This window comes from Stenotrophomonas sp. NPDC077461, from assembly GCF_049545475.1.
GTDB lineage: Bacteria > Pseudomonadota > Gammaproteobacteria > Xanthomonadales > Xanthomonadaceae > Stenotrophomonas > Stenotrophomonas nematodicola.
In genome coordinates this window covers 202,470-222,364 of record NZ_JBMWDO010000005.1, presented here as the reverse complement: position 1 = coordinate 222,364, position 19,895 = coordinate 202,470, and the positions used below count along the sequence as shown (strand labels likewise).

23 protein-coding genes are annotated in these 19,895 nt (G+C 69.1%); 10 read left to right on the top strand and 13 right to left on the bottom strand.

Annotated features, from left to right (window positions below):
* Window positions 1-2: 2 nt before the first annotated feature.
* The 4 genes from ACPEH8_RS11305 to ACPEH8_RS11290 all read right to left on the bottom strand — a co-directional run bounded on the left by ACPEH8_RS11305 (window position 3) and on the right by ACPEH8_RS11290 (window position 3,061).
* Window positions 3-383 (bottom strand): hypothetical protein, encoded by a 381-nt coding sequence (locus tag ACPEH8_RS11305; protein ID WP_423666789.1) that lies wholly within the window; start codon window positions 381-383, stop codon window positions 3-5.
* A 1-nt stretch (window position 384) separates the two neighbouring features.
* On the bottom strand, window positions 385-1,611 hold the full coding sequence (locus tag ACPEH8_RS11300) for a hypothetical protein (RefSeq protein WP_423666786.1): 1,227 nt from the start codon (window positions 1,609-1,611) through the stop codon (window positions 385-387).
* A 244-nt stretch (window positions 1,612-1,855) separates the two neighbouring features.
* On the bottom strand, window positions 1,856-2,449 hold the full coding sequence (locus ACPEH8_RS11295; RefSeq protein ID WP_423666783.1) for a TetR/AcrR family transcriptional regulator: 594 nt from the start codon (window positions 2,447-2,449) through the stop codon (window positions 1,856-1,858).
* Window positions 2,450-2,461: 12 nt separating this feature from the next.
* The gene (locus ACPEH8_RS11290; protein ID WP_153164858.1) at window positions 2,462-3,061 is read right to left on the bottom strand and encodes an NAD(P)H-dependent oxidoreductase; all 600 of its coding nucleotides are present in this window, start codon (window positions 3,059-3,061) and stop codon (window positions 2,462-2,464) included.
* Window positions 3,062-3,237: 176 nt separating this feature from the next.
* On the opposite strand from ACPEH8_RS11290, the gene ACPEH8_RS11285 reads away from it, so the two are divergent.
* The 5 genes from ACPEH8_RS11285 (at window position 3,238) to accC (ending at window position 6,796) form a co-directional block, all read left to right on the top strand.
* Window positions 3,238-3,813: a metal-dependent hydrolase gene (locus ACPEH8_RS11285; RefSeq protein WP_423666780.1), complete on the top strand. Its 576-nt coding sequence runs from the start codon at window positions 3,238-3,240 to the stop codon at window positions 3,811-3,813.
* Between the two features lie 186 nt (window positions 3,814-3,999).
* Window positions 4,000-4,449 carry a type II 3-dehydroquinate dehydratase gene (gene aroQ / locus ACPEH8_RS11280; RefSeq protein WP_153165024.1) on the top strand — a complete coding sequence of 150 codons (450 nt, stop codon included), beginning with the start codon at window positions 4,000-4,002 and terminating at the stop codon, window positions 4,447-4,449.
* Window positions 4,449-4,871 carry a lysozyme inhibitor LprI family protein gene (locus ACPEH8_RS11275; RefSeq protein WP_017356885.1) on the top strand — a complete coding sequence of 141 codons (423 nt, stop codon included), beginning with the start codon at window positions 4,449-4,451 and terminating at the stop codon, window positions 4,869-4,871. Before aroQ ends, ACPEH8_RS11275 begins: the two co-directional genes overlap by 1 nt.
* A 52-nt stretch (window positions 4,872-4,923) precedes the next feature.
* Window positions 4,924-5,418 (top strand): acetyl-CoA carboxylase biotin carboxyl carrier protein, encoded by a 495-nt coding sequence (gene accB / locus ACPEH8_RS11270; RefSeq protein ID WP_017356886.1) that lies wholly within the window; start codon window positions 4,924-4,926, stop codon window positions 5,416-5,418.
* Window positions 5,419-5,428: 10 nt separating this feature from the next.
* Window positions 5,429-6,796 carry an acetyl-CoA carboxylase biotin carboxylase subunit gene (accC, locus tag ACPEH8_RS11265; protein WP_017356887.1) on the top strand — a complete coding sequence of 456 codons (1,368 nt, stop codon included), beginning with the start codon at window positions 5,429-5,431 and terminating at the stop codon, window positions 6,794-6,796.
* A 293-nt stretch (window positions 6,797-7,089) separates the two neighbouring features.
* Here accC and ACPEH8_RS11260 read toward each other — a convergent pair whose 3' ends face one another.
* The 3 genes from ACPEH8_RS11260 to ACPEH8_RS11250 are packed head-to-tail and all read right to left on the bottom strand — an operon-like array spanning window position 7,090 to window position 9,154.
* On the bottom strand, window positions 7,090-7,827 hold the full coding sequence (locus ACPEH8_RS11260) for an alpha/beta fold hydrolase (protein ID WP_166473508.1): 738 nt from the start codon (window positions 7,825-7,827) through the stop codon (window positions 7,090-7,092).
* Window positions 7,827-8,198: a hypothetical protein gene (locus ACPEH8_RS11255; protein ID WP_017356889.1), complete on the bottom strand. Its 372-nt coding sequence runs from the start codon at window positions 8,196-8,198 to the stop codon at window positions 7,827-7,829. The genes ACPEH8_RS11260 and ACPEH8_RS11255 overlap by 1 nt, the downstream gene beginning before the upstream one ends.
* Window positions 8,195-9,154 (bottom strand): hypothetical protein, encoded by a 960-nt coding sequence (locus ACPEH8_RS11250; protein ID WP_136004549.1) that lies wholly within the window; start codon window positions 9,152-9,154, stop codon window positions 8,195-8,197. The genes ACPEH8_RS11255 and ACPEH8_RS11250 overlap by 4 nt, the downstream gene beginning before the upstream one ends.
* A 185-nt stretch (window positions 9,155-9,339) precedes the next feature.
* Here ACPEH8_RS11250 and prmA point away from each other — a divergent pair, with 185 nt between their 5' ends.
* From prmA to fis, 3 genes are all read left to right on the top strand, one after another.
* Window positions 9,340-10,260 carry a 50S ribosomal protein L11 methyltransferase gene (gene prmA, locus ACPEH8_RS11245; RefSeq protein WP_153165026.1) on the top strand — a complete coding sequence of 307 codons (921 nt, stop codon included), beginning with the start codon at window positions 9,340-9,342 and terminating at the stop codon, window positions 10,258-10,260.
* Window positions 10,261-10,290: 30 nt separating this feature from the next.
* Window positions 10,291-11,091, top strand: coding sequence for a DUF3426 domain-containing protein (locus ACPEH8_RS11240; protein WP_423666777.1), 801 nt, complete (start codon window positions 10,291-10,293; stop codon window positions 11,089-11,091).
* 114 nt (window positions 11,092-11,205) lie between these two features.
* Entirely contained in the window at window positions 11,206-11,481 is a 276-nt protein-coding gene (fis, locus tag ACPEH8_RS11235) for a DNA-binding transcriptional regulator Fis (RefSeq protein WP_026071038.1), read from the top strand.
* Window positions 11,482-11,535: 54 nt separating this feature from the next.
* On the opposite strand, the gene ACPEH8_RS11230 is transcribed toward fis, so the two are convergent.
* Genes ACPEH8_RS11230 through ACPEH8_RS11205 form a run of 6 tightly spaced genes read right to left on the bottom strand, consistent with a single transcriptional unit; the run spans window position 11,536 to window position 17,324 of the window.
* Entirely contained in the window at window positions 11,536-12,519 is a 984-nt protein-coding gene (locus ACPEH8_RS11230; RefSeq protein WP_017357620.1) for a phosphatidate cytidylyltransferase, read from the bottom strand.
* Window positions 12,516-13,148 (bottom strand): lysophospholipid acyltransferase family protein, encoded by a 633-nt coding sequence (locus ACPEH8_RS11225; protein WP_026071037.1) that lies wholly within the window; start codon window positions 13,146-13,148, stop codon window positions 12,516-12,518. Before ACPEH8_RS11225 ends, ACPEH8_RS11230 begins: the two co-directional genes overlap by 4 nt.
* Window positions 13,145-13,576, bottom strand: a complete 432-nt coding sequence (locus ACPEH8_RS11220) for a hypothetical protein (protein WP_136004555.1) — start codon at window positions 13,574-13,576, stop codon at window positions 13,145-13,147. Before ACPEH8_RS11220 ends, ACPEH8_RS11225 begins: the two co-directional genes overlap by 4 nt.
* Entirely contained in the window at window positions 13,573-14,904 is a 1,332-nt protein-coding gene (locus ACPEH8_RS11215) for a phosphatase PAP2/dual specificity phosphatase family protein (RefSeq protein ID WP_153165029.1), read from the bottom strand. The genes ACPEH8_RS11220 and ACPEH8_RS11215 overlap by 4 nt, the downstream gene beginning before the upstream one ends.
* Window positions 14,897-16,660 (bottom strand): bifunctional alpha/beta hydrolase/class I SAM-dependent methyltransferase, encoded by a 1,764-nt coding sequence (locus ACPEH8_RS11210; protein WP_423666774.1) that lies wholly within the window; start codon window positions 16,658-16,660, stop codon window positions 14,897-14,899. Before ACPEH8_RS11210 ends, ACPEH8_RS11215 begins: the two co-directional genes overlap by 8 nt.
* Before the next feature lie 55 nt (window positions 16,661-16,715).
* On the bottom strand, window positions 16,716-17,324 hold the full coding sequence (locus tag ACPEH8_RS11205) for a CDP-alcohol phosphatidyltransferase family protein (RefSeq protein WP_026070539.1): 609 nt from the start codon (window positions 17,322-17,324) through the stop codon (window positions 16,716-16,718).
* A gap of 75 nt (window positions 17,325-17,399) precedes the next feature.
* On the opposite strand from ACPEH8_RS11205, the gene purH reads away from it, so the two are divergent.
* Together purH and ACPEH8_RS11195 are read left to right on the top strand one after the other, a co-directional pair.
* Window positions 17,400-18,983, top strand: a complete 1,584-nt coding sequence (gene purH / locus ACPEH8_RS11200; protein ID WP_423666771.1) for a bifunctional phosphoribosylaminoimidazolecarboxamide formyltransferase/IMP cyclohydrolase — start codon at window positions 17,400-17,402, stop codon at window positions 18,981-18,983.
* Between the two features lie 7 nt (window positions 18,984-18,990).
* Entirely contained in the window at window positions 18,991-19,893 is a 903-nt protein-coding gene (locus ACPEH8_RS11195) for a hypothetical protein (RefSeq protein WP_423666768.1), read from the top strand.
* Window positions 19,894-19,895: the final 2 nt, after the last annotated feature.

The following is a 19,895-nucleotide window of genomic DNA, read 5'->3' as shown; positions in this document are numbered from 1 at the left end:
GGTCAACGCCACGCGGGCGTTGTCCGGCCCAGGCCGATGCGCACCCCCAGCCAGGCGCCGGCCAGCGCGCTGAAGATCGAACAGGCCACCGGGGCAGCATTCCAGCGCACCAGCTCGCCCAGGGTCACTTCGGGCGACACGCGATGCAGGAAACCGAACGCTCCCCCCCAGTAGACGGCGTGGAGCGCCACCGCCACGCCCACGAACGCGTATCGGCGTGCGACTGCACCGCCGCACAGGCACAACGCGAACCCCAGCAGCCCCGCCCACAGATCGGCCATCTGCAGCGGCCCTCCGGTTCTGGCCTGCACGGAGATCCCAAGAAACTGCGCTGCCAGCAGCGTGGGCAACAGCACGATGCAGATCGCAATCATCAGTCGCATGTCATTCTCCGTCGCGTCCTTGCGTACCGCAGGGCAGTGCGGCCCCGGGCGTCAGCTGCCACCCCACCGCCTGCCGCTCCAGTCGCCAGCCTTCGTTGAGGGTGAGCGTCCAGCCCGGCCCCTTCCATGCGGTGCCACAGCCTTCCACCGCGCCGCCCTGCACCCTGGCCAGCGACCACTCTTTCAACAGCAGTGCGCCGGCAGGCGCAGTCAGTTCACCCCACGCATCGCGCACGGTGATCGGCAGGTAGACCGTGCCGATGTCGTCCAGCGGGAACAGCGTGCGCGGATCGAACGACACCGACGGTGCACGCAGCGGCAGACGGACCGCATCGTCGGCCAGGAAGCGTGCGCGGTAGTCGGCGCTGCGCTGCTCACGCTGCAGCGCACGTACCCGCTCTTCTGCGCGCACGTCAACCAATCCATACGTGCGCCCGGCCTGCTCGACACCCGACGGCGGCGTGCCGATCCGCCCGGCGAGCAACGTGGGCATATCCGCATCGGCCGACAGCCCGCCGCGCCACTGTGGCGACCAGCGGTCCAGCAGCAGCCCGTACGCCGGCCCCGTTGCATACGCGGCGGAGCGGACGAAGCTCGCGGTTGTATCGGCCTTGCGCAATGCCGGCACCACGTCAGGAGCGGCATCGCCCTTGCCTGCCGCCGCAGCCAGCACGCGACCGGTGTACTCGGCCAGGCCCTCGTTGCGTTCCACGCGCGCCTCTTCAGCCCGCGCATCGCCGCCGGGCGCGGCCGCGCCCGAACGCTGGTCCCGGAATGCCACGGCAGCGGCCGCATGGCGCCGCGCATCCGCGTCGTCGGTCGTAGCGAGCGCCTGTGCCAGCGCGCGCAGTTCCAGACGCAGCCAGGTGCGGCCAGCCTCACTGTCCAGATGCGCCGTATCACCTTCGGACGATGGCAGCCCCAGCGCGGCCTGCACGCAATGCCACTGCTCGTGCCAGTAGAGCGTCGCCAGGCCGTCACCGTCCGCCGGCAGCGGCAGAAGCAGCAGCACGGTCGGTGTGCCCTCGATCTCGATGCAGGTATTGGCCGGGGGTTGATCCCGGCGCAGCGCGATGGGCACGAGCGCGCCTGTCGCCGGGTCGCGACGCCAGCTCGTGGCCGAGGTCCGGTCATGCACGATCACCGGCGCATCCAGCGGCACGCCCCACAGCCGCCGGGCGGCGCGCGCCGCTGCCGGTGCATCCGCGATCGCCGCGATACGTTGCACGGCCACCTCGATCCCGCTGGGTGGAACCTGTGCGCGGGCCGGGAACGCAGGCACGCCCAGCCCGGCAAGGACGGCGGCAGCGCATACCATGCCCGCATACCGATGACGCGCGCGCTTTCCTGACCGGCCTACGCTCGACATCCTTGCCATGATCCGCGCGCATCTCCCTGAAAACGTGATGGATGGTGCTGCGGCTCAGGGTAGTTCAGCGCGCCCGGGGGTGCCACACCGGCACAACGCGGCGCTAGCGCCCGCGTCGCACCGTGGCGACGATCAGATGCTCCAGCTCTGCTTCGGCGGCCGGCTGCGCCACCCGCCCGGCCACAACCGCGTCGGACAGCGACTCGGCGGCGCCCAGGATGGCCCAGAAACCGGCTTCCGGCACGCTCCCCTCGGGCGCGAAGCCGCCGAGCCACCCCGCGCACTTGGCAATGAAGTCCTGCTGATAGCGCCGCTTCACCTGCAGCAGTTCCGGCGAGCCGGCCAGCGCGGCGAGAATGCCCTGGATTTCGCTGCCCTGTGACAGCACGCAATCGATGTAGCCACCCGCAATGGCATGCGCGCGGTCCTTCAACTGCACCTTCGCCGCGCCGATGCGCTCGTCGAAAACGGCGGTCTGGCGCACGTCGTAGTCTTGGTAGAGCGCGGCCAGCAGACCGTTGCGCGTCACGAAGTGGTCGTACGCCACCGGCTTGGTGACGCCCGCCGCCTCGGCCAACCGCCCCAGCGAGAGCGCATCGGTGCCTTCGGCGCCAACCAGTGCCCACGCCACGTCGAGCAGCTGGCGGGCGCGTTGTTCACGCGGCAGGCGGCGGCGGGGCTCAGGGCGTGCAGGCATCGCGGTGGGGGTTCAGGCGGCGGCGGACACCCCAATGGTACGTCCGATGTCGGCCGCAGTACGCAGGTGCGCCTCGGCGGCGCCGCTGTCGGACTCGAGCAGCAGCGTGGACGACAGCACCTGCGCGCCGCAGTAGTCGAAGATGCCCATGTCGATCTGCGTCTTCATGGCCGCCCCGTAACCGCGTCGCTCGATCATCTCCGCACCGGCACCGCCCAGCCCCACCAGATGCACCTGCAGACGCTGCAGCTTCTTGGTCACCTTGCCATCGGGGGTGTCGGCGTAAGCCCAGCCCTGGGTGAACACACGGTCGACCCAGCCCTTCAGCAGCGCCGGGAACGACCACCAGTACAGCGGATAGACCAGCACCAGCACGTCGGCGCGATCAAGGCGCGCATGTTCGGCGGCCACATCGGCCGGCGCGGCCGCCGTCTGATGGAAGAGCGCGTTGTCGGCCGGATTGAAGCGGGGGTCGAAACCCTCCGCGGCAAGATCGGCGATTTCCACGGTATGGCCGGTGCCGGCTGCAAGAACGGCATCGCCGATGCGGCTGGCCACGGCATGGGTGAGTGAATGAGGGTTGGGGTGGGCGACGACGATAAGGCTGTGCATTGGGAGTAATCCTTGGATGACGTTACCTACCAAACGTAACATCGGACCTGCACGGGACCAGTGCTGTCAGCGGAACGCTGTTTCCGTCGCGCGGCTTCATCCCCGCCACACATGCTCCCCATCGTGGCCTCATGCGCCGGGTGCAGTCTGGGCGCCTGCACCTCGGAGGGGTTTCTGTGTCTTCCATCGCGGGCCACGCGGCCGCCGGCATCACCGCCTATCTGTGCTGCAACCGCTGGGCGTGCGCGCCGTCGCGCTGGGCAGTGGTCCCGTTCGCTTTTCTGGCCGTCTGCCCCGATCTGGACTACCTGGCGGTGTGGCTCCTCGGCTACGCCGCCTCGCCACGGATCACGCACAGCCTGCTCTTCGCGCTGGTGACCAGCCTGCTGGTGCACCGGCTCACGCGCCGGCCGCCATCCGCCCGCCTGCCCATCGCCTGGCTGCTGGCCGCCAGTCTGTCCCATCCGCTCATGGACCTGCTGGTCGGGGCGCACCCGGTGCCCCTGCTCTGGCCCATTGGCGCGCCGGTGGCCGTACCGGTTGGCGTGCTCCCCAGCGCCGGCGCACTGTCCGCGGGCAACTACTACCTGTGGCGCAACCTGATCATTGAACTGGGCGTGCTGCTGCCGCCATTCGCACTGGCGGTGGCGGCAAGCCGGCATGCCACGCCACGCCGGGTGCTGGCCTGGGCAGTCGGCATCGCCCCGGTGTGGGCGGCGTTCCTGGTCGGCTCGCTGGCGCTGGCCCGTTGAGCCGGCCGTTGCCGTTTACCGCCTGCGGCCTGTCACGCGTTTCAAAAGGTTCAGGTGCCCGATCTCCCGCCGGCCAATCCTCTCCGCGTAATTCAAACGCTCGATTGAAACACGCGCAACTTCGCCGAACTGGACACGATCAGCCGGTTCCGCCAGACTGCCGCCCTTTCCCGTCGTTCGGCACTCATGGCGAAACTGCTGGTCCTGCATGGCCCCAACCTCAACCTGCTCGGTACCCGCGAGCCGGGGGTGTATGGGCACACCACGCTGGCGCAGATCGACCAGGCCCTGGTGGCCCAGGCGCAGGCCGCCGGGCACGCGCTGGATGCCCTGCAGTCCAATGCCGAGCACGTGCTGGTGGACCGGGTGCAGGCCGCCCGTACCGATGGCACCGCCTTCATCCTGATCAACCCGGCCGCGTTCACGCATACCTCGGTCGCCCTGCGCGATGCGCTGGCGGCGGTGGACGTGCCGTTCATCGAGATCCACCTGTCCAACCCGCATGCCCGCGAGCCGTTCCGCCAGCACAGCTATTTCAGCGACAAGGCGGTCGGGGTGATCTGCGGGTTCGGCGCGGACAGCTATCGCTATGCGATGGATGCGGCGCTGGTGCGGCTGCAGGACGCCGGCGCCTGATGCTGCCGCTGCGCGCTCTTGCCTGTGTGGCGCTGTCAGCCGGCCTGTGCGCCGGTGCCGCCGCCGCCGACCGCGAGGACGAAGGCATCGACTGCGCGCACCCGGTCACCACGATGGAGCACGACCTGTGCGCCTCGGACGTGGCGGCCGCCGCCGACGTCACGCTCAACTCGGTATACGCGCAGGCGCGCCGCCAGCTGCGCACCCCCGAAAACGGCGGCACCTGCAGCTACTGTGGCACCGCCGAGCAGCAACTGGTGGTGGCACAGCGGGCGTGGGTGCAGCTGCGCGACCACGACTGCCAGGCGGTGTACGCGCTCAATTCCGACGGCAGCGCCCGCAACGGTGCGCAGTTGCGCTGCCTGACCACTCACGCGCGCGACCGCACCCGGCAGCTGCGCGACTTCTACGAACTGCTTTGACCCGAGCGCGCCGCGCTTCCCACTCCCTGACATCAAGAACCAAGAGGCCCCTATGGATCTCCGCAAAATCAAAAAACTGATCGACCTGCTGGAAGAGTCGAACCTCGCCGAAATCGAAATCAAGGAAGGCGAAGAGTCCGTGCGTCTGTCGCGCGCCCCGGTCTCCGGCTACGGCATGGTCCAGGCCCAGCCGCAGATGATGATGGCGCCTGCCCAGGCCCCGGCCCAGCAGGCCGCGCCGGCCATGCCGATGCAGTCGCCCACCGAAGCCTCCACCGGCGGCACCGCCAAGCCGGGCAACGCCCTGCCGGACGGCCACGTGCTGCGCGCGCCGATGGTCGGCACCTTCTACGCCTCCTCGTCCCCGGACAAGCCGGCCTTCGTCACCGTCGGCCAGCAGGTCAAGGCCGGCGAAACGCTGGCCATCATCGAAGCGATGAAGATGTTCAACCCGATCGAGGCCGATGTCTCCGGCACCATCGTCGCCATCCTGGGCGAAAACGGCCAGCCGGTCGAATTCGACCAGCCGCTGTTCGTGATCGGCTAAGGATCCGTCCATGCTCGACAAAGTCGTTATTGCCAACCGAGGGGAAATCGCGCTGCGCATCCTGCGCGCGTGCCACACCCTGGGCATCCGCACGGTGGCCGTGCATTCCACGGTCGACCGCAATCTCAAGCACGTGGCGATGGCCGACGAGTCGGTCTGCATCGGTCCGGCGCCGTCCTCGGAGAGCTACCTCAACATTCCGGCCCTGATCGCCGCGGCGGAAGTCACCGATGCCCAGGCCATCCACCCGGGCTACGGCTTCCTGTCGGAGAACGCCGACTTTGCCGAGCGCGTGGAAGAGTCCGGCTTCATTTTCATCGGCCCCAAGGCCGACACCATCCGCCTGATGGGCGACAAGGTCGAAGCGATCCGCGCGATGAAGGCCGCCGGCGTGCCGTGCGTGCCCGGTTCGGGCGGCCCGCTGGGCGATGACATCGTGGCCAACACCAAGATTGCCCGTGAGATCGGCTACCCGGTCATCATCAAGGCAGCCGGTGGCGGTGGCGGTCGCGGCATGCGCGTGGTGCATGCCGAGGCCTCGTTGAAGGCCGCCATCGAGACCACCAAGTCCGAAGCCAAGGCCGCTTTCAGCAACGACCAGGTGTACATGGAGAAGTTCCTGGAGAATCCGCGCCACGTGGAGATCCAGGTGCTGGCCGATGGCCAGGGCAACGCCATCCACCTCGGCGAGCGCGACTGCTCGATGCAGCGCCGCCACCAGAAGGTGGTGGAAGAAGCACCGGCACCGGGCATCACCGCTGAACTGCGCGAGCAGATCGGCAAGGTCTGCGTGGAAGCCTGCATCCGTATCGGCTACCGCGGCGCGGGCACCTTCGAGTTCCTGTACGAAGACGGCCGTTTCTACTTCATCGAAATGAACACCCGCGTGCAGGTGGAACATCCGGTGACGGAGATGGTGACCGGCATCGACCTGGTCTGCGAGCAGCTGCGCATCGCCGCCGGCCAGAAGCTGAGCATCAAGCAGAGCGACGTGGTGCTGACCGGCCACGCGATCGAGTGCCGCATCAACGCCGAAGACGCCGAAACCTTCGTGCCGAGCCCGGGCCAGATCACTGCCTTCCATCCGCCGGGTGGCCCCGGCGTGCGCGTGGATACCCACATCTACAGTGGCTACCGCGTGCCGCCGAACTACGACTCGATGATCGGCAAGCTGATCGTGCACGGCCCGGATCGCGAGACCGCGATCGCGCGCATGCGCGTGGCGCTGAGCGAACTGGTCGTGGACGGCATCAAGACCAACGTCGCGCTGCAGCAGCGCATCATGCGCGACAAGGGCTTCCAGGCCGGTGGCCAGAACATCCACTATCTGGAAAAGCGCCTGGCCGAACGCAAGAACAAGTCGATCGCGTTGACCTGATCGACGGCGTCATGCAACACCACAGAAAGGCGGGGATCTCCCCGCCTTTTTGTTTGCCTGGTCTCCGGGCCGCCGCCACAGCGCGGCGTGCGCCGTTGCCTACAGGCATCGTCGGCGGCCTGCCCTGGCCTCTGCCTCGGCCTTCTCCAGTGCAGCGCGCAGACGGGTCTGCATATCGGCCGGGTCCATGCGGTTGAACGTCCGGCAAAGATCGCCGCCCAGAACACCGCAGCCCCCCCCGCAGGCGGCGCGTTGATGCGTCAGATACCCGAGCGCCGCGGGAGAACGTCGCGTCAGGACACGGTGGCGACGAACGTGGCGATCGCCTCGGCAGCGGCATCCGGGCGCGCCTGCAGCAGCAGGTGTGGGCCCTCCAGCCAGACGGTGTCCTGCGCCGGCAGCAGCGCGGACAGGTGGCGCTGGCAGCGTGACGGCAGCAGGCGGTCATCAACGGCATGCAGGCACAGCGCTGGTATGCGCAGTGCAGCGGCGCAGGCGCCGACATCGACCCCCAGGGCGGCCACCGCGCGCGTGCGCAGCACATCGGCCTGGACGCGGGACAGGGCAGCCCGCAGCGCTTCGCGCAGCGCGGCACTGCTCCAGCGCCCCAGCAGCAGCCAGGACAGCGCGCCCATCGGCAGCGTGCGTACCGGTGCCCAGTACAGAAGCGATTGCAGACGACGCCACGCATACCAGGGCGAGCGCGCGAACGTCGTGGAAAGAACCAGGCCGCGCAGACGCGCCGGATGGGCAGCGGCGAGCCTCAGGGCCAACGGGCCGGAGAACGACTCGCCGAGCAGCACATAGTCCTCGTCCCGGGGCAGAGCCGCCTGCACGATATCGGCCAGTACGTCGTAGCCCACCGCGCGATCCACCGGATAGGCGATCACCGTGGTGTCGATGCCGTGCCGCTGCATCGCAGCGGTGAACGCGCCGTGCTGGGTACCGGTGGCATCCAGGCCCGGCAGCACCACCAGGCGCGCGTGTACACGCTGGGCGCCCTGGCGTGGCGCGCCCTCGCCCTCAGGCATCAACGGCTGCGGTCTGCGGCCGTGATCTGGGTGTTCCTGACCGGTTCCACGCCCAACGAGGAGGTCGGGTCCATGATCACCATCGTTTCGGTGGAGCCGTCCGGCCACACCACCTGGAAGGTGCTGCCGGCCGGCAGCGACGCGAACGGCATGCCGCTCTGCGCGCGGTACACCGCGGCCACCTGGCTGGCACCGGCGCGACGCACGTCGGCGTCGGCCTTCACCGAGGTCAACTGCACCTTGGACAGGCTCCGGTATCGATCATCGTAGGTATCGATCATCACCAGGCCCACTGCGCCAGCCGAGTAGGCGACAAACAACACCACCCAGAACCAGAACTTGGCGCCATGCAGGAATCGACGGTAGTTCATCGCCCTTTCCTCTGCTTGATCAGCTGTTCCACCAACGCTTTCATTTTCCCCGCACCTTGCCGCGATACCGCGGCGTCATACACGAAAGTGGCAAAGTCCTGCCCACCGTCCTGCGAACAAATCCCTCCGTTCGCGCAGAAATTGTTCATCAACACACTGTCCGGCCCGCACGCCATGCCCAGCTCGCAGGCTGCCAGGCGCCAGGCCAGTTCGCTGAACTGGTCCCCGGCCACCAGGCCCTGCAGCGCCGCGTCGCCGCTGGCACGTTGGCCCATGCCCGAGGCCAGGGCCATGTAGGCTTCCGGGTCGCGCGAATCGAGCACCCGCTCGACCAGCCCGCGCCGATAGCCCGGCGAATCATCCAGCGCCTTGCCTTCGGAGAACAGCGAGGCTTCGGCAGCCAAATTGCCGGCCTTGGCCGCCCGCATGCGCTGGGCAAGAATCAGCTGGCGCCCGAGATTGTCGCTGCTGACAAAGCCCGTGCAGCGGCGTGCCACGCGTTCGCGCGCCTGCACCATGCCGACAGAGGCCTTCATGCCCAGCCCGGACAGCACGGTGTTGTCCAGCTGGTAACCGCCGGGGTCCATCGCATACAGCGCGCAGTAGTCGTACACCCGGCTGACCATCCATGCCGCCTCGGCGTTGCCGTTGGCGGCCTGCAGCTGCAGGCGCTGGGCGTAGGCGTACAGATCGGTATCGCCTTCGATGTCGGCGCGGATGTCCAGCGGCAGCCCGGAGGCGATCGCGTTGCCGCGTTCGTTCACCAGCAAGCGGCGCGCCAGCTGCCGCGCTTCGACAGGGATCGACGGCGACGCCGATGCGGACGCATCGATCATGTCCGCGCCGGGACGGTCGGCATGCCGCACCCGATCGCCCGCGCGATAGCCCACCACCCCGAGCAGCGCCAGGGCAGGCACGACCAGCAGCCAGGTTTTCAGGGTAGGAACAAGCGCCATGAACGAACGCCGGGACTGCCAGTGGCCGACAACGGAATGCCCAGTTTAGCAAGCGCATTGGCGGCTGTCTGAACCGGCACCCGGCCAGCATCTCAGCCACTCGGGAGACGATGTCGCGATCGGCACGCCGGGACCGCCCGCGCGCAATGGTCTAGCATGCACGGTTTTCCGCAGGCCTCGCCCCCATGCCCTTCCTGGAACTCACCCTCCGCTGCACCGAAACCACGCAGCCCCGCTATGAGAATGCGCTGGACGACGTCGGTGCGCTGGCGGTGACCCTGCTCGATGCCGACGCCGACACCAGCAACGAGCAGGCCATCCTGGAACCCGGCGTGGGCGAGACCCCGCTGTGGAACGACCTGGTGCTGACCGCGCTGTTCCCGGCCGATACCAACGCGCTGGCCCTGCTGGCCGCGCTGGATGCGTTCGACCCGGGTCTGGACTGGGGCAACGCCAGCTTCCGTGCGGTCCAGGACGAAGACTGGGAACGCGCCTGGCTGGACCAGTTCCAGCCGATGGCGTTCGGCGAGCGCACCTGGATCGTGCCCTGGAACCATGACCTGCCCGAGGCCGCGCAGGCCGACGACGCGGCCGTGGTGCGGCTGGACCCGGGCCTGGCCTTCGGCTCGGGCACCCACCCGACCACCGCGCTGTGCCTGCGTTGGCTCGACGGTCTGGCCGCCGAGGGCGCGCTGGATGGCCAGACCGTGCTCGACTTCGGCTGCGGCTCGGGGATCCTGGCGCTGGCCGCACTGAAACTCGGCGCCGCCCGCGCCGTGGGCGTGGACAACGATCCGCAGGCCGTGATCGCCACCGGCGACAACGCCGAGCGCAACGGCCTCCAGGACCGCATCGCGGTGTACCTGCCGGCCGACGAACCGCCGGCCACCTACCCGGTGGTGGTGGCCAACATTCTGGCCTCGGCACTGGACGCCCTGGCCGAGGTGCTGGCTGCGCGCGTCGCGCCCGGTGGCCGCATTGCGCTGTCGGGCATCCTGCACGGCCAGGAAGGCGAACTGCTGGAGCGTTACGCGCCGTGGTTCGAGGCGCTGGAAGTGGCCCAGGACGAGGACTGGATGCGCATCACCGGCACCCGCCGTGCTTGAATAAGGCGTCCTTCGCCCGGTCCCGCGCCCATGTCCGAGCCCACGCAGCCTCCGCGACGTCCGCTTGCCACCTTCCTGCGTCCTGCGCAGGACGCCGCGCCCGTGGACGACCGCCTTCCGCCGGCGCCGGCTGACGGTCGTGCCGATGACGACACCACCGCCAGCACCGGCGACACGCCGTGGGGCGACGCATTGCCGCAGATCGCGATACCGCCCGCCGAGGTCGATGCGGAGACCGACGCGGAGCCCGTTGTTGAGGCCGATGCGACACCGGCTGACGACGCGCTGACGGCCGGTGCGAGCGCCGACGATGCGCCGCTCGCCACCGCACCAAGCTTCCTGCAGGCGCCCCGTGCGCGCCTGCGTACGCCGCGCTGGCAATGGGGCCTGGTCGCCGGCCTTGGTGTGCTGCTGCTGTTGCAGATCGCAGTGGCCGACCGCGCCCGGTTGGCCGCCGATGCCGGTACGCGCCCGTGGATCGCCGGCCTGTGCAGCGTGCTGCGCTGTACGTTGCCGGCGTGGCGCGAACCGGCAGCGTTCAGCATGATCAGCCGCGATGTCCGCCCTGTACCCGGACAACCGGGTGCGCTGCAGGTGCAGGCCAGCTTCCGTAACGATGCACGTTGGGCACAGGCATGGCCTGCGCTGCGTCTGTCGCTGTCCGATGCCGATGGCCGCCTGATCGGCACCGGCGAATTCGCGCCGGCCGACTACCTGGGCGCCGCCAACGCCAGCGGCCATGTGCTGGAGCCGGGACAGAGCGCGCGCATCGCCTTCCGTGTCCGCGAGCCTGCGGCATCGACCGTCGCATTCACATTCGAGTTCCTGTGACCCTGCCGTTCGTCCGGTTCGGCGTGGCAGCCTGCGGGCGCACACGGTAGACTGGCCCCATCATCATTCCGCCGAGGGCTGTTGTCCGCCCCGGCTCCTGCATCGGGATCCTCCTTGAACGCTGTCCTTCCTCGTCCTGACACCAGTCGTGGCGCTCCCAAGCCACCGCTGCGCGAACATGTAGCCCAGTCGGTGAGGCGGTACCTGCGGGACCTGGATGGCTGTGATGCCGACGATGTCTACGAGATCGTCCTGCGTGAAATGGAGATTCCGCTGTTCGTGGAGGTGCTCAACCACTGCGAAGGCAACCAGAGCCGCGCCGCTGCGATGCTGGGCATCCACCGCGCCACACTGCGCAAGAAGCTCAAGGAATACGGCATCACCACCTGAGCCGGTGTCGATCCGTCTCTCGCGGCGGATACCGACCCGTGGCCGGTACGCGGATCAACCGCTCCAGAAGTACCGCACCAGGTGGAAGAACACCGGCGCGGCGAAGCACACCGAATCCAGCCGGTCGAGCATGCCGCCGTGGCCCTCGATCATGTGGCCCCAGTCCTTGATGCCGCGGTCGCGTTTGATCGCCGACATCACCAGGCCGCCCCAGAAGCCCATCAGGTTGACCACCAGCGACATGCCGAACGCCTGCCACGGCGTGAACGGGGTCAGCCAGCACAGTGCCGCGCCCAGCGCGCTGGCCGACAGTACCCCGCCGATGAACCCCTCCACGGTCTTGGACGGCGACAGCTTCGGCGCGATCAACCGCCGCCCGATCAGCTTGCCCCACACGTACTGCAGCACATCCGAGGACTGCACCACGATCACCAGGAAGGCGAACAGCAGCAGGTTGCGCGCCGGTTCCACACCGGCCAGGCGCAGGTTCAGCAGCGCCGGCACGTGGGAAATGCAGAACACGCAGATCATCAGGCCCCACTGCACCTTGGACGTGCGCTCCAGGTAGTCGGTGGTGTCGCCACCGATGGTGGCCAGGATCGGCAGGAACAGGAACGCATAGACCGGGATCAGCAGCGTGTACAGGCCGTACCAGTCGGTCCACACCAGCCAGTACTGCCAGGGCAGCACGATGTAGAACGCCGCCAGCAGCGCGTAGTAGTCGCCGGCCCGGGTCGGCGTAAGGGTGATGAACTCGCGCAGGGCGAACAGCGACACCACCGCGAACAGCACCACCACGCCGGTACGCCCGAAGAAGAACGCCAGCGCCACCACGGCGGCCATCACCCACCAGGCGCGGATGCGCGAGACCAGGTTGGCCAGCACCGGGCTGGGCGCATGCCGCGCACGCCAGCGCAGGGTCTCGGCGATCACCGTGGCCACCACCAGCACGGCGGCGATGCCGGCAAACAGCAGCCGGGTCTGCGCGTGCGTGGACAGCTGGGCCACGTCGGTGGACAACACCTGGAACACGGTCATGCGCGGTGCCTGCGTGGCTGCGGGTCCAACGCGAGCAGCGACAGCCGGGCCCGCTCCAGGAAGCGGTCCTTGTCTTCGTCGGCCTTCAGCCGCAGCGGTTCGCCGAACGTAGTGGTGCACAGCAGCGGCAACGGCAGCCAGCGGCCCTTGGGCATCACCCGCTTGAGGTTGTCGATCCACACCGGCACGAACTCCAGCTCCGGGCGTTGCCGCGCCAGATGGTAGATGCCGCTCTTGAACGGCAGCACGCCCTCGTCGGTGTTGCGGGTACCCTCGGGGAACAGGATCAGCGAGTTGCCCTCGTCCACCGCCTGGCACAGACAGGCGATGGGGTCGTGCTCGCGCTTGGCCGCATCGCGCTCGATCAGCACGCCGTTGAACACGGCATGGATCAGGTAGCGGCGCAGGGCATCGCGCTGCCAGTAGTCGGCCGCGGCCACCGGCCGCACCTGGCGGCGAAGCGTGATCGGCAGCGCCGACCAGATCAGCACGAAGTCACCGTGACTGGCGTGGTTGCCGTAGTACACGCGGTGGTCGCTCGACGGCGCACAGCCCTGCCACAACGCCCGCGCGCCGGTCAGCGTGCGGATCGCGCCACTGCAGCCGCGGGCGATCAGGTCGGCGATCACCACGGCACCCACCGGCACAGGTGTGCCGCCAGCAGCAGCACCGCCTGCGCGCCGAGCGCGAGCAGCTGCCAGCGCATCAGCCGGCGCATGCCCTGCCAGCGTGCCTGCCAGCCGCGGCTGGTCGCCGACGCGTCACGCAGGCCCAGCTTCTGCAGGACATCGTCGATCACACCGGGGGCGGCATCCGGATGGCAGGCCTGCATGGCCTCCAGCAGCGCCGCATCGAAACCGACGCGGGCGGCGTAATACGCCTGCACCCCCGCAGCCAGCAGCGAGGCCAGCGCCAGTGTCATGGCCACCAGGCCAGGGGCCGACGACACGCTTGCCAGCAGCAGCGCGGCGGCAGCCAGCAGGGTGGATATCACCGCCGCCAGGCGTGCCTGGCGCAGTACGGCGGTCATCACCCGCAGTTGGAACAGCATGCTCATGCATTCACCTGTGTCTGCCCATTGGCGGCGCCCTCGCGCACGGCCTGTTCAATCGCCCGGCGGTGGCGTGCGTGCAGCACGATCCGCGGGCAGTCCTGTGCCAGCAGGGTGATGGCGGCATCGGCGCTGGCGGTATGGCCGCTGCGGCACAGCCAGGTGGCCACGGCAGCGGCGCTGCGCGAATAGCCCAGTGCGCAGCACACCAGTACCTCGCCGCGCCGGCGGCCATGCGCAATCGCATCGGCGGCCTGACGCAGCGCGGCCGGCGATGGCGTGGCCAGATCGAGCATCGGCACGCTGCGGTAATGCCGCACCCGCGTGCGGAACGGCAGCTCGGCGCACACATCCACCACGGTTGCCACCGTCAGCGTGGCATCGGCGTCCGGCAGCCGGCCCAGCCACACCCCGTCGATCACCAGCTGTGGCTGCGGCGCGCGTCGTGTCCACCAGCGCGCATTGAGCCAGGCGGCACCCAGGTACGGCGCCAGCAGCCAGGTCGCGGCCATGCTCAGCCGCCCGTCCTCCTGCTTCTGGAACACGGCGATCCCCAGGCCGGCGTACGCCAGCGCCACCAGCAGCAGCGACAGGGCCGGCCACGCCAGCCACATCGCCCACCCGCCCACGGCCCACGCCAGGGCCGCACAGCCGGCGCTGCCGGCCAGGTACAGCACGGCCAGCCGCCAGCGCGTGGGCTCGCGTGCCCACTGCCAGTGCCGCAGCGGTGACGACCCCTGCAGCGGCCACAGCCACACGCACAGCCAGCCCACCGCCACGCCGGTGGGCACGTCGATGAAGTGATGCTGCCAGGTGGTCAGCACCGACAGCCCGATCAATGCGAACCAGACATGCAGCGCGGTCCGCCACAGACCGTGCAGGTGCTGCTGGAAGCGAACCCACAGCACCACCAGCAGCACGATGTGCAGCGACGGCGCCTGGTTGAACGGCTTGTCAAAGCCCAGCAGCACATCGAACAACCAGCCGAACACGCCACCGGTGTCGGGCCGCTCCAGGCTGAAGCGCAGGGGCCACAGCAGGAAGCACGCCACCGACAGCAGCTGCGCGGTCAGCAGCCGGCGCGCGTGCGCGTCCAGCTCGGCGCGCTGGGTGCAGACGAAGAAGGACGCCACGTAGAACAGGTCGATGGACCAGTAGGGCACGATGGTCCAGGCCTGGAACGGAATGCGCGCTTCCCAGTCGAACACGATCGACGGCACGAACGGCAGGCGCGCGGCCATCGCATTGGCGAAGCCATAGCTGAGGAAGAAGAACGGCCCCAGCAGGGCCAGCCACAGCAGCGCGCGCCGCCAGGGACGCCCGCCCTCAGTCATGGCCCACCCGGCGCGCCAGCGACACGGTGAAGATGCCGAAGCGGTCGATGCGCTGGGTGACCTTCTCGAATCCGGCCAGGCGCACCAGTTCGTCCATCTCCTGCTGGGTGCGGCGGCGCATCACCCAGGCCGCGCCTGCACGGTGGCTGGTCAGCGCGCGGGCGATGAACTCCAGTTGCGGGTGCCACGGCTGACCGGTGTACACGAGGTAGCCGCCCTCGCGCATGGCGGCAGCGATGCCCTGCAGCGAGCGCGCCACCGCGTCGTTGTCGGCGAACAGTTCATACAGGCCCGACACGATCGACAGCGTCGGCGTGTCCGGCAGCGCGGCCAGCGCATCGGCATCGAAGGCATCGCCCTGCTCGAAGCGGGCGATGTCGGCCGCGCCGAACGCCTCGATCAGCGCGCGGCCTTCAACCACGTTTCGCTCGCTGAAATCGCGCAGCAGGATCGCATCGGCGCGCTGTTCGCCCTGGGCCAGTGCATCCAGATCATAGCGCCCGTGGCCGGCGGCCACGTCGAGCACGCGAACCGGCCGGCCTTCGCCACGCAGGCGCAGCGCCGCCAGCTGCAGCAGCTCGCGCACGTGGGTGCGGCGCACGCGGATGCCGCGCCAGCCGATGGCGTCGAGGTAGTTGCGATCCACGAACCGGCCCAGCGGACCGCGCCCGCGTGCCTGGTCGCGGTAGATGTAGTCCAGCGTGCTGCCCGAATCGAAGCCGGTCTCCAGGCCCAGCGCGATGCCCTCGGACAGGCGCCCGCCAACGCGCAGGCCGGCGCGGGTGAAGCGCCAGTACAGATCCTTCAGGCTGTTGCGCTGCGGGGGCCACGCCAGCACCTCGGCCTCATCGAAGGTGGGGCCGTGGCGATGCGCGTTGCGCAGGCTGGGCCGTACCAGCGGCGCGGCGAAGCGCTCGCCGATGAAGCGGCGGATGGCGGCCACGGCCGGGGCGCGGTCGCGCTCGCCGAGGGTGTCATGGAAGAAGCCGGGCAGCAGGTGGCGCTCTTTGATCGGTGAACGCAGGCGCTCGTAGAAGCGGTCCTGCGGCGCGCGATGGACCACGAAATCCGCGCCCGAAACCAGCAGCTGGGTCGGCACGGTGATTGCCTGTGCGTCGCCGACCACGCGGTCGGCCGCTTCGTAGAGCCCCAGCAGCACGCGCACCGAAATCGGCCGGGTGATCAGCGGGTCGGTGCCGTAGCTGGCCACCCGTTCCGGGTCGTGGGTGAGCCACTGCGGCTTGACGTAACTGTTGACGAAGAAGTTGCCGCGCAGTTTCTGCATCAGCGCCAGCCCGGGGCGCGCGAACGGCACGTACAGCTTCACCTTGAATGCCGGCGAGGCGAGCACCAGCGCACGCAGCGGCGGCGCATAGTCGTGAACCCAGGTCGCGGCGACGACCGCGCCCACGCTCTGGGCGATGATGGCGATGTCTTCCACGGCGATGCCGTGATGGTCGTGCAGGTGCGCGATGAAGCTGTCCAGGTCACGCACCAGCGCGTCGAAGCCGGGCGCATCGCCGCGTGCACCAAGCGACTGGCCGTTGCCGCGGGCATCCCAGGCGAACACGTCCATCCCGGGCAGGTCCAGCTCGTCCACCAGGTGCGCCACGCGCCCGGAATGCTCGTGCCCGCGATGCAGCAGCACCAGCGCGCGCCGGGGTGAGGCCGGAGTCGGGTCGGTGGCGGGCCAATGCCGGTAGAACAGCGGCTGTGCATCGAAACTGTGGAACTGCAGGTGTTGCTGTGCGCGCATGCATCACTCCGTTGTGCATCCGGCGGAATCCGCCGTTGATCGGCTGCCGGCTGGGTCAGCCGGCCTCCGCCAATCCTGTCCTTACCCGGCGCAGTGTGGTCCACGCGCACAAGGCGGCCGCTGCCCACGCGATCCAGGTCACCCCTGGCGCTGCGATCCAGCCCAGGGCCAACAACAATCCTGTCACGCCGATCACGAACGCGCGATCGCTTTTGCCCATTGGACCGTCATAGCGACGGCTTGCCCCCACCATCAGGCCCAGGACGCCAGCGTACTCGCAAACCGCCGCCAGCCACGCCAATGTCCACAGGGCAGCGGAGGCTACCCCGGGCAGACTCAGCAGCGACAGATACAGCGCCGCGTCGGCGATGACGTCGCAGAGTTCATTGAGATAGGCACCCAGCCGCGACTGCTGCCCGAATTCGCGGGCAAGCATGCCATCCACGGCATTGAGCGCCATGCGCAGCAGCATCCACACCGGCAGCGCCAGATACCCCATTGGCTGCGACGGGCCCCACACGTACACGGCGGCGGCCACGGCCAGCGAGACCACCGCCGCCGCCAGCGTGACCACGTTGGCGGTGACCCCGGCCCGGTACAGGCCGGCTACGGCGGGCCGCAGCAGGGCCTGGAAGCGTCCCTTCAACGCATAGATCGACACGATTCCCTGTCCTGTGGTTCATGGCGGATGCCGGGGAGCCTACAATATGCACCCGCTCCGCTTCGATCTCCTGCCCCCATGAGTTCCGATCTGCTGCCCGTGCGCCGGGCCCTGCTGTCCGTTTCCGACAAAACCGGCCTGATCGACCTGGCCCGCGCCCTCGCCGCCCGCAACGTCGAGCTGCTGTCGACCGGCGGCACCGCCAAGGCGATCCGCGACGCCGGCCTGGCCGTCAAGGACGTGGCCGATGTCACCGGCTTCCCGGAAATGATGGATGGCCGGGTCAAGACCCTGCATCCGCGGGTCCACGGCGGCCTGCTCGGCCGCGCCGGGCTGGACGAGGCCGTGATGGCCGAACACGGCATCGACGCGATCGACCTGCTGGTGTTGAATCTGTATCCGTTCGAGGCGGTGACCGCCAAAGCCGGCTGCACGCTCGACGAGGCGGTGGAGAACATCGACATCGGTGGCCCGGCGATGCTGCGTTCGGCAGCCAAGAACTTCGCGCGCGTCGCGGTGGCGACCGACCCGTCGCAGTACGCCGAGCTGCTCGCCGAGCTGGACGCCCACGGGGGCCGGTTGTCGGCCGGCAAGCGTTTTGCCTTGTCCGTAGCCGCGTTCAACCGCGTGGCCCAGTACGATGCGGCCATCAGCAACTATCTGTCCGCCGTGGCCAGCACCGAGGCGGCCGTGCCGGTGCGCACCGAGTTCCCGGCGCAGATGAACAGCAGTTTCGTGAAGGTGATGGACCTGCGCTACGGCGAGAATCCGCACCAGAGCGGCGCGTTCTACCGCGACCTGCACCCGGTGCCGGGCACGCTGGCCACCTTCCAGCAGCTGCAGGGCAAGGAACTGAGCTACAACAACCTGGCCGATGCCGATGCCGCGTGGGAATGCGTGCGTCAGTTCGACGCGCCGGCCTGCGTGATCGTCAAGCACGCCAACCCGTGCGGCGTGGCTGTGGGCGCCGGCAACGGCGATGCCTACGAGCTGGCCTACGCGACCGATCCGACCAGCGCGTTCGGCGGCATCATCGCCTTCAACCGACCGCTCGACGCTGCCACTGCCAAGGTGATCCTGGACCGCCAGTTCGTCGAAGTGCTGATCGCCCCGGACTACGAACCGGCCGCGCTCGAGTACGCGCAGAAGAAGGCCAACGTGCGCGTGCTGCGCATTCCGCATGGCGATGGCCGCAACAACTACGACACCAAGCGCATCGGCTCGGGCCTGCTGGTGCAGAGCGCCGACAACCGCGGCATGGCGCGCGATGAGCTGACCGTGGTCAGCAAGCTCGCGCCCACCGACAAGCAGTTTGCCGATCTGCTGTTTGCCTGGAAGGTGGCCAAGTTCGTCAAGTCCAACGCCATCGTCTACGCCAAGGACAACCGCACCATCGGTGTCGGCGCCGGCCAGATGAGCCGGGTCTACTCGGCCCGCATCGCCGGCATCAAGGCGGCCGATGCGAACCTGGTGGTGGACGGGTCGGTGATGGCCTCCGATGCCTTCTTCCCGTTCCGCGACGGCATCGATGCCGCTGCGGCCGCCGGCATCAAGGCGGTGATCCAGCCGGGCGGCTCGATGCGCGACAACGAGGTGATCGCCGCAGCCGACGAGCACGGCCTGGCGATGGTGTTCACCGGCGTGCGCCACTTCCGCCACTGACGTCACGATGACCACGACAGGGAATGTCGACCGCCGCGCCCCCCGCCCCTGGCTGGGTGCGGCGCTGACGGTACTGCTGGCCGGCTGCGGTGATGCCACGCCGGCCGATCCGGGCAAACCGGCGCGTCGGCTCGACAGCCACGCAGCGGCCACACCGGCGCCTGCCGATCCGGTCGACGACGATCAACGCCTGCTCGCCTTCCTGCACGACCGCTACGGCCCCAAGGCCACGCTGGACACGGCGTGGAAGGACCAGTGGGACGACCCCGACCAGGACGCCACGCGCCCGGTGGAGCGTCGCCTGTGCGCCCGGCAGACGGTGGCAGTGACCGGGCAGCCGCATCATCTCGTGGCGGTCTGCCAGACCCTCGAAGACGCGGCCAGCGTCGAACCGGGACGGATCGACCTGTACGTCCTGCGCGATGGCGAGGCGGCGCCTGGTACCGCTTCCCGCCCGCTGGTGCGGGTGGCCGAGCACCTGTTGACGTACTCGGGCATGCGCGGCATGCCCGGCACCGTGGCGATCGATACGCTGGGGCCCGAGCGGCCGGCGTTCCGCATCACCGATGGCTGGTACGGGCAGGGCTATTCGCTGGTATCGCGCACCTACGTCGCCCTGCACGACACCCGCCTCACCCCGGTCGCCAGCTTCCGCGACCACATCGACAACGACAGCGCGTACGACTGCGACGAAGACCCGACCGCCTGCGGCAACCGGCTGTTCAACATCGATTTCAGCGTGACGGCGGACATGCAGGCACTGCAGGACGGCTACGCGGCGCTGGATGTGCGTGGCCAGGGACCCGAATGCACCGGCCCCACCGACGAGCACTACCGCCTGGTGTACGACCCGGCCAAAGGCGCCTACCCGATCCCGGACGCGTTGCTGCGCGAACACTGCCGCGAGTAGGT

What these genes read in the sequence shown, in the direction of transcription:
- ACPEH8_RS11305 (WP_423666789.1), bottom strand. Translation starts at nt 383, where the DNA reads ATGCGACTGATGATTGCGATCTGCATCGTGCTGTTGCCCACGCTGCTG.
- ACPEH8_RS11295 (WP_423666783.1), bottom strand. Translation starts at nt 2,449, where the DNA reads ATGCCTGCACGCCCTGAGCCCCGCCGCCGCCTGCCGCGTGAACAACGC.
- ACPEH8_RS11290 (WP_153164858.1), bottom strand. Translation starts at nt 3,061, where the DNA reads ATGCACAGCCTTATCGTCGTCGCCCACCCCAACCCTCATTCACTCACC.
- aroQ (WP_153165024.1), top strand. Translation starts at nt 4,000, where the DNA reads ATGGCGAAACTGCTGGTCCTGCATGGCCCCAACCTCAACCTGCTCGGT.
- ACPEH8_RS11275 (WP_017356885.1), top strand. Translation starts at nt 4,449, where the DNA reads ATGCTGCCGCTGCGCGCTCTTGCCTGTGTGGCGCTGTCAGCCGGCCTG.
- accB (WP_017356886.1), top strand. Translation starts at nt 4,924, where the DNA reads ATGGATCTCCGCAAAATCAAAAAACTGATCGACCTGCTGGAAGAGTCG.
- accC (WP_017356887.1), top strand. Translation starts at nt 5,429, where the DNA reads ATGCTCGACAAAGTCGTTATTGCCAACCGAGGGGAAATCGCGCTGCGC.
- ACPEH8_RS11260 (WP_166473508.1), bottom strand. Translation starts at nt 7,827, where the DNA reads ATGCCTGAGGGCGAGGGCGCGCCACGCCAGGGCGCCCAGCGTGTACAC.
- ACPEH8_RS11255 (WP_017356889.1), bottom strand. Translation starts at nt 8,198, where the DNA reads ATGAACTACCGTCGATTCCTGCATGGCGCCAAGTTCTGGTTCTGGGTG.
- ACPEH8_RS11250 (WP_136004549.1), bottom strand. Translation starts at nt 9,154, where the DNA reads ATGGCGCTTGTTCCTACCCTGAAAACCTGGCTGCTGGTCGTGCCTGCC.
- prmA (WP_153165026.1), top strand. Translation starts at nt 9,340, where the DNA reads ATGCCCTTCCTGGAACTCACCCTCCGCTGCACCGAAACCACGCAGCCC.
- ACPEH8_RS11240 (WP_423666777.1), top strand. Translation starts at nt 10,291, where the DNA reads ATGTCCGAGCCCACGCAGCCTCCGCGACGTCCGCTTGCCACCTTCCTG.
- ACPEH8_RS11230 (WP_017357620.1), bottom strand. Translation starts at nt 12,519, where the DNA reads ATGACCGTGTTCCAGGTGTTGTCCACCGACGTGGCCCAGCTGTCCACG.
- ACPEH8_RS11220 (WP_136004555.1), bottom strand. Translation starts at nt 13,576, where the DNA reads ATGAGCATGCTGTTCCAACTGCGGGTGATGACCGCCGTACTGCGCCAG.
- ACPEH8_RS11215 (WP_153165029.1), bottom strand. Translation starts at nt 14,904, where the DNA reads ATGACTGAGGGCGGGCGTCCCTGGCGGCGCGCGCTGCTGTGGCTGGCC.
- ACPEH8_RS11210 (WP_423666774.1), bottom strand. Translation starts at nt 16,660, where the DNA reads ATGCGCGCACAGCAACACCTGCAGTTCCACAGTTTCGATGCACAGCCG.
- purH (WP_423666771.1), top strand. Translation starts at nt 17,400, where the DNA reads ATGAGTTCCGATCTGCTGCCCGTGCGCCGGGCCCTGCTGTCCGTTTCC.
- ACPEH8_RS11195 (WP_423666768.1), top strand. Translation starts at nt 18,991, where the DNA reads ATGACCACGACAGGGAATGTCGACCGCCGCGCCCCCCGCCCCTGGCTG.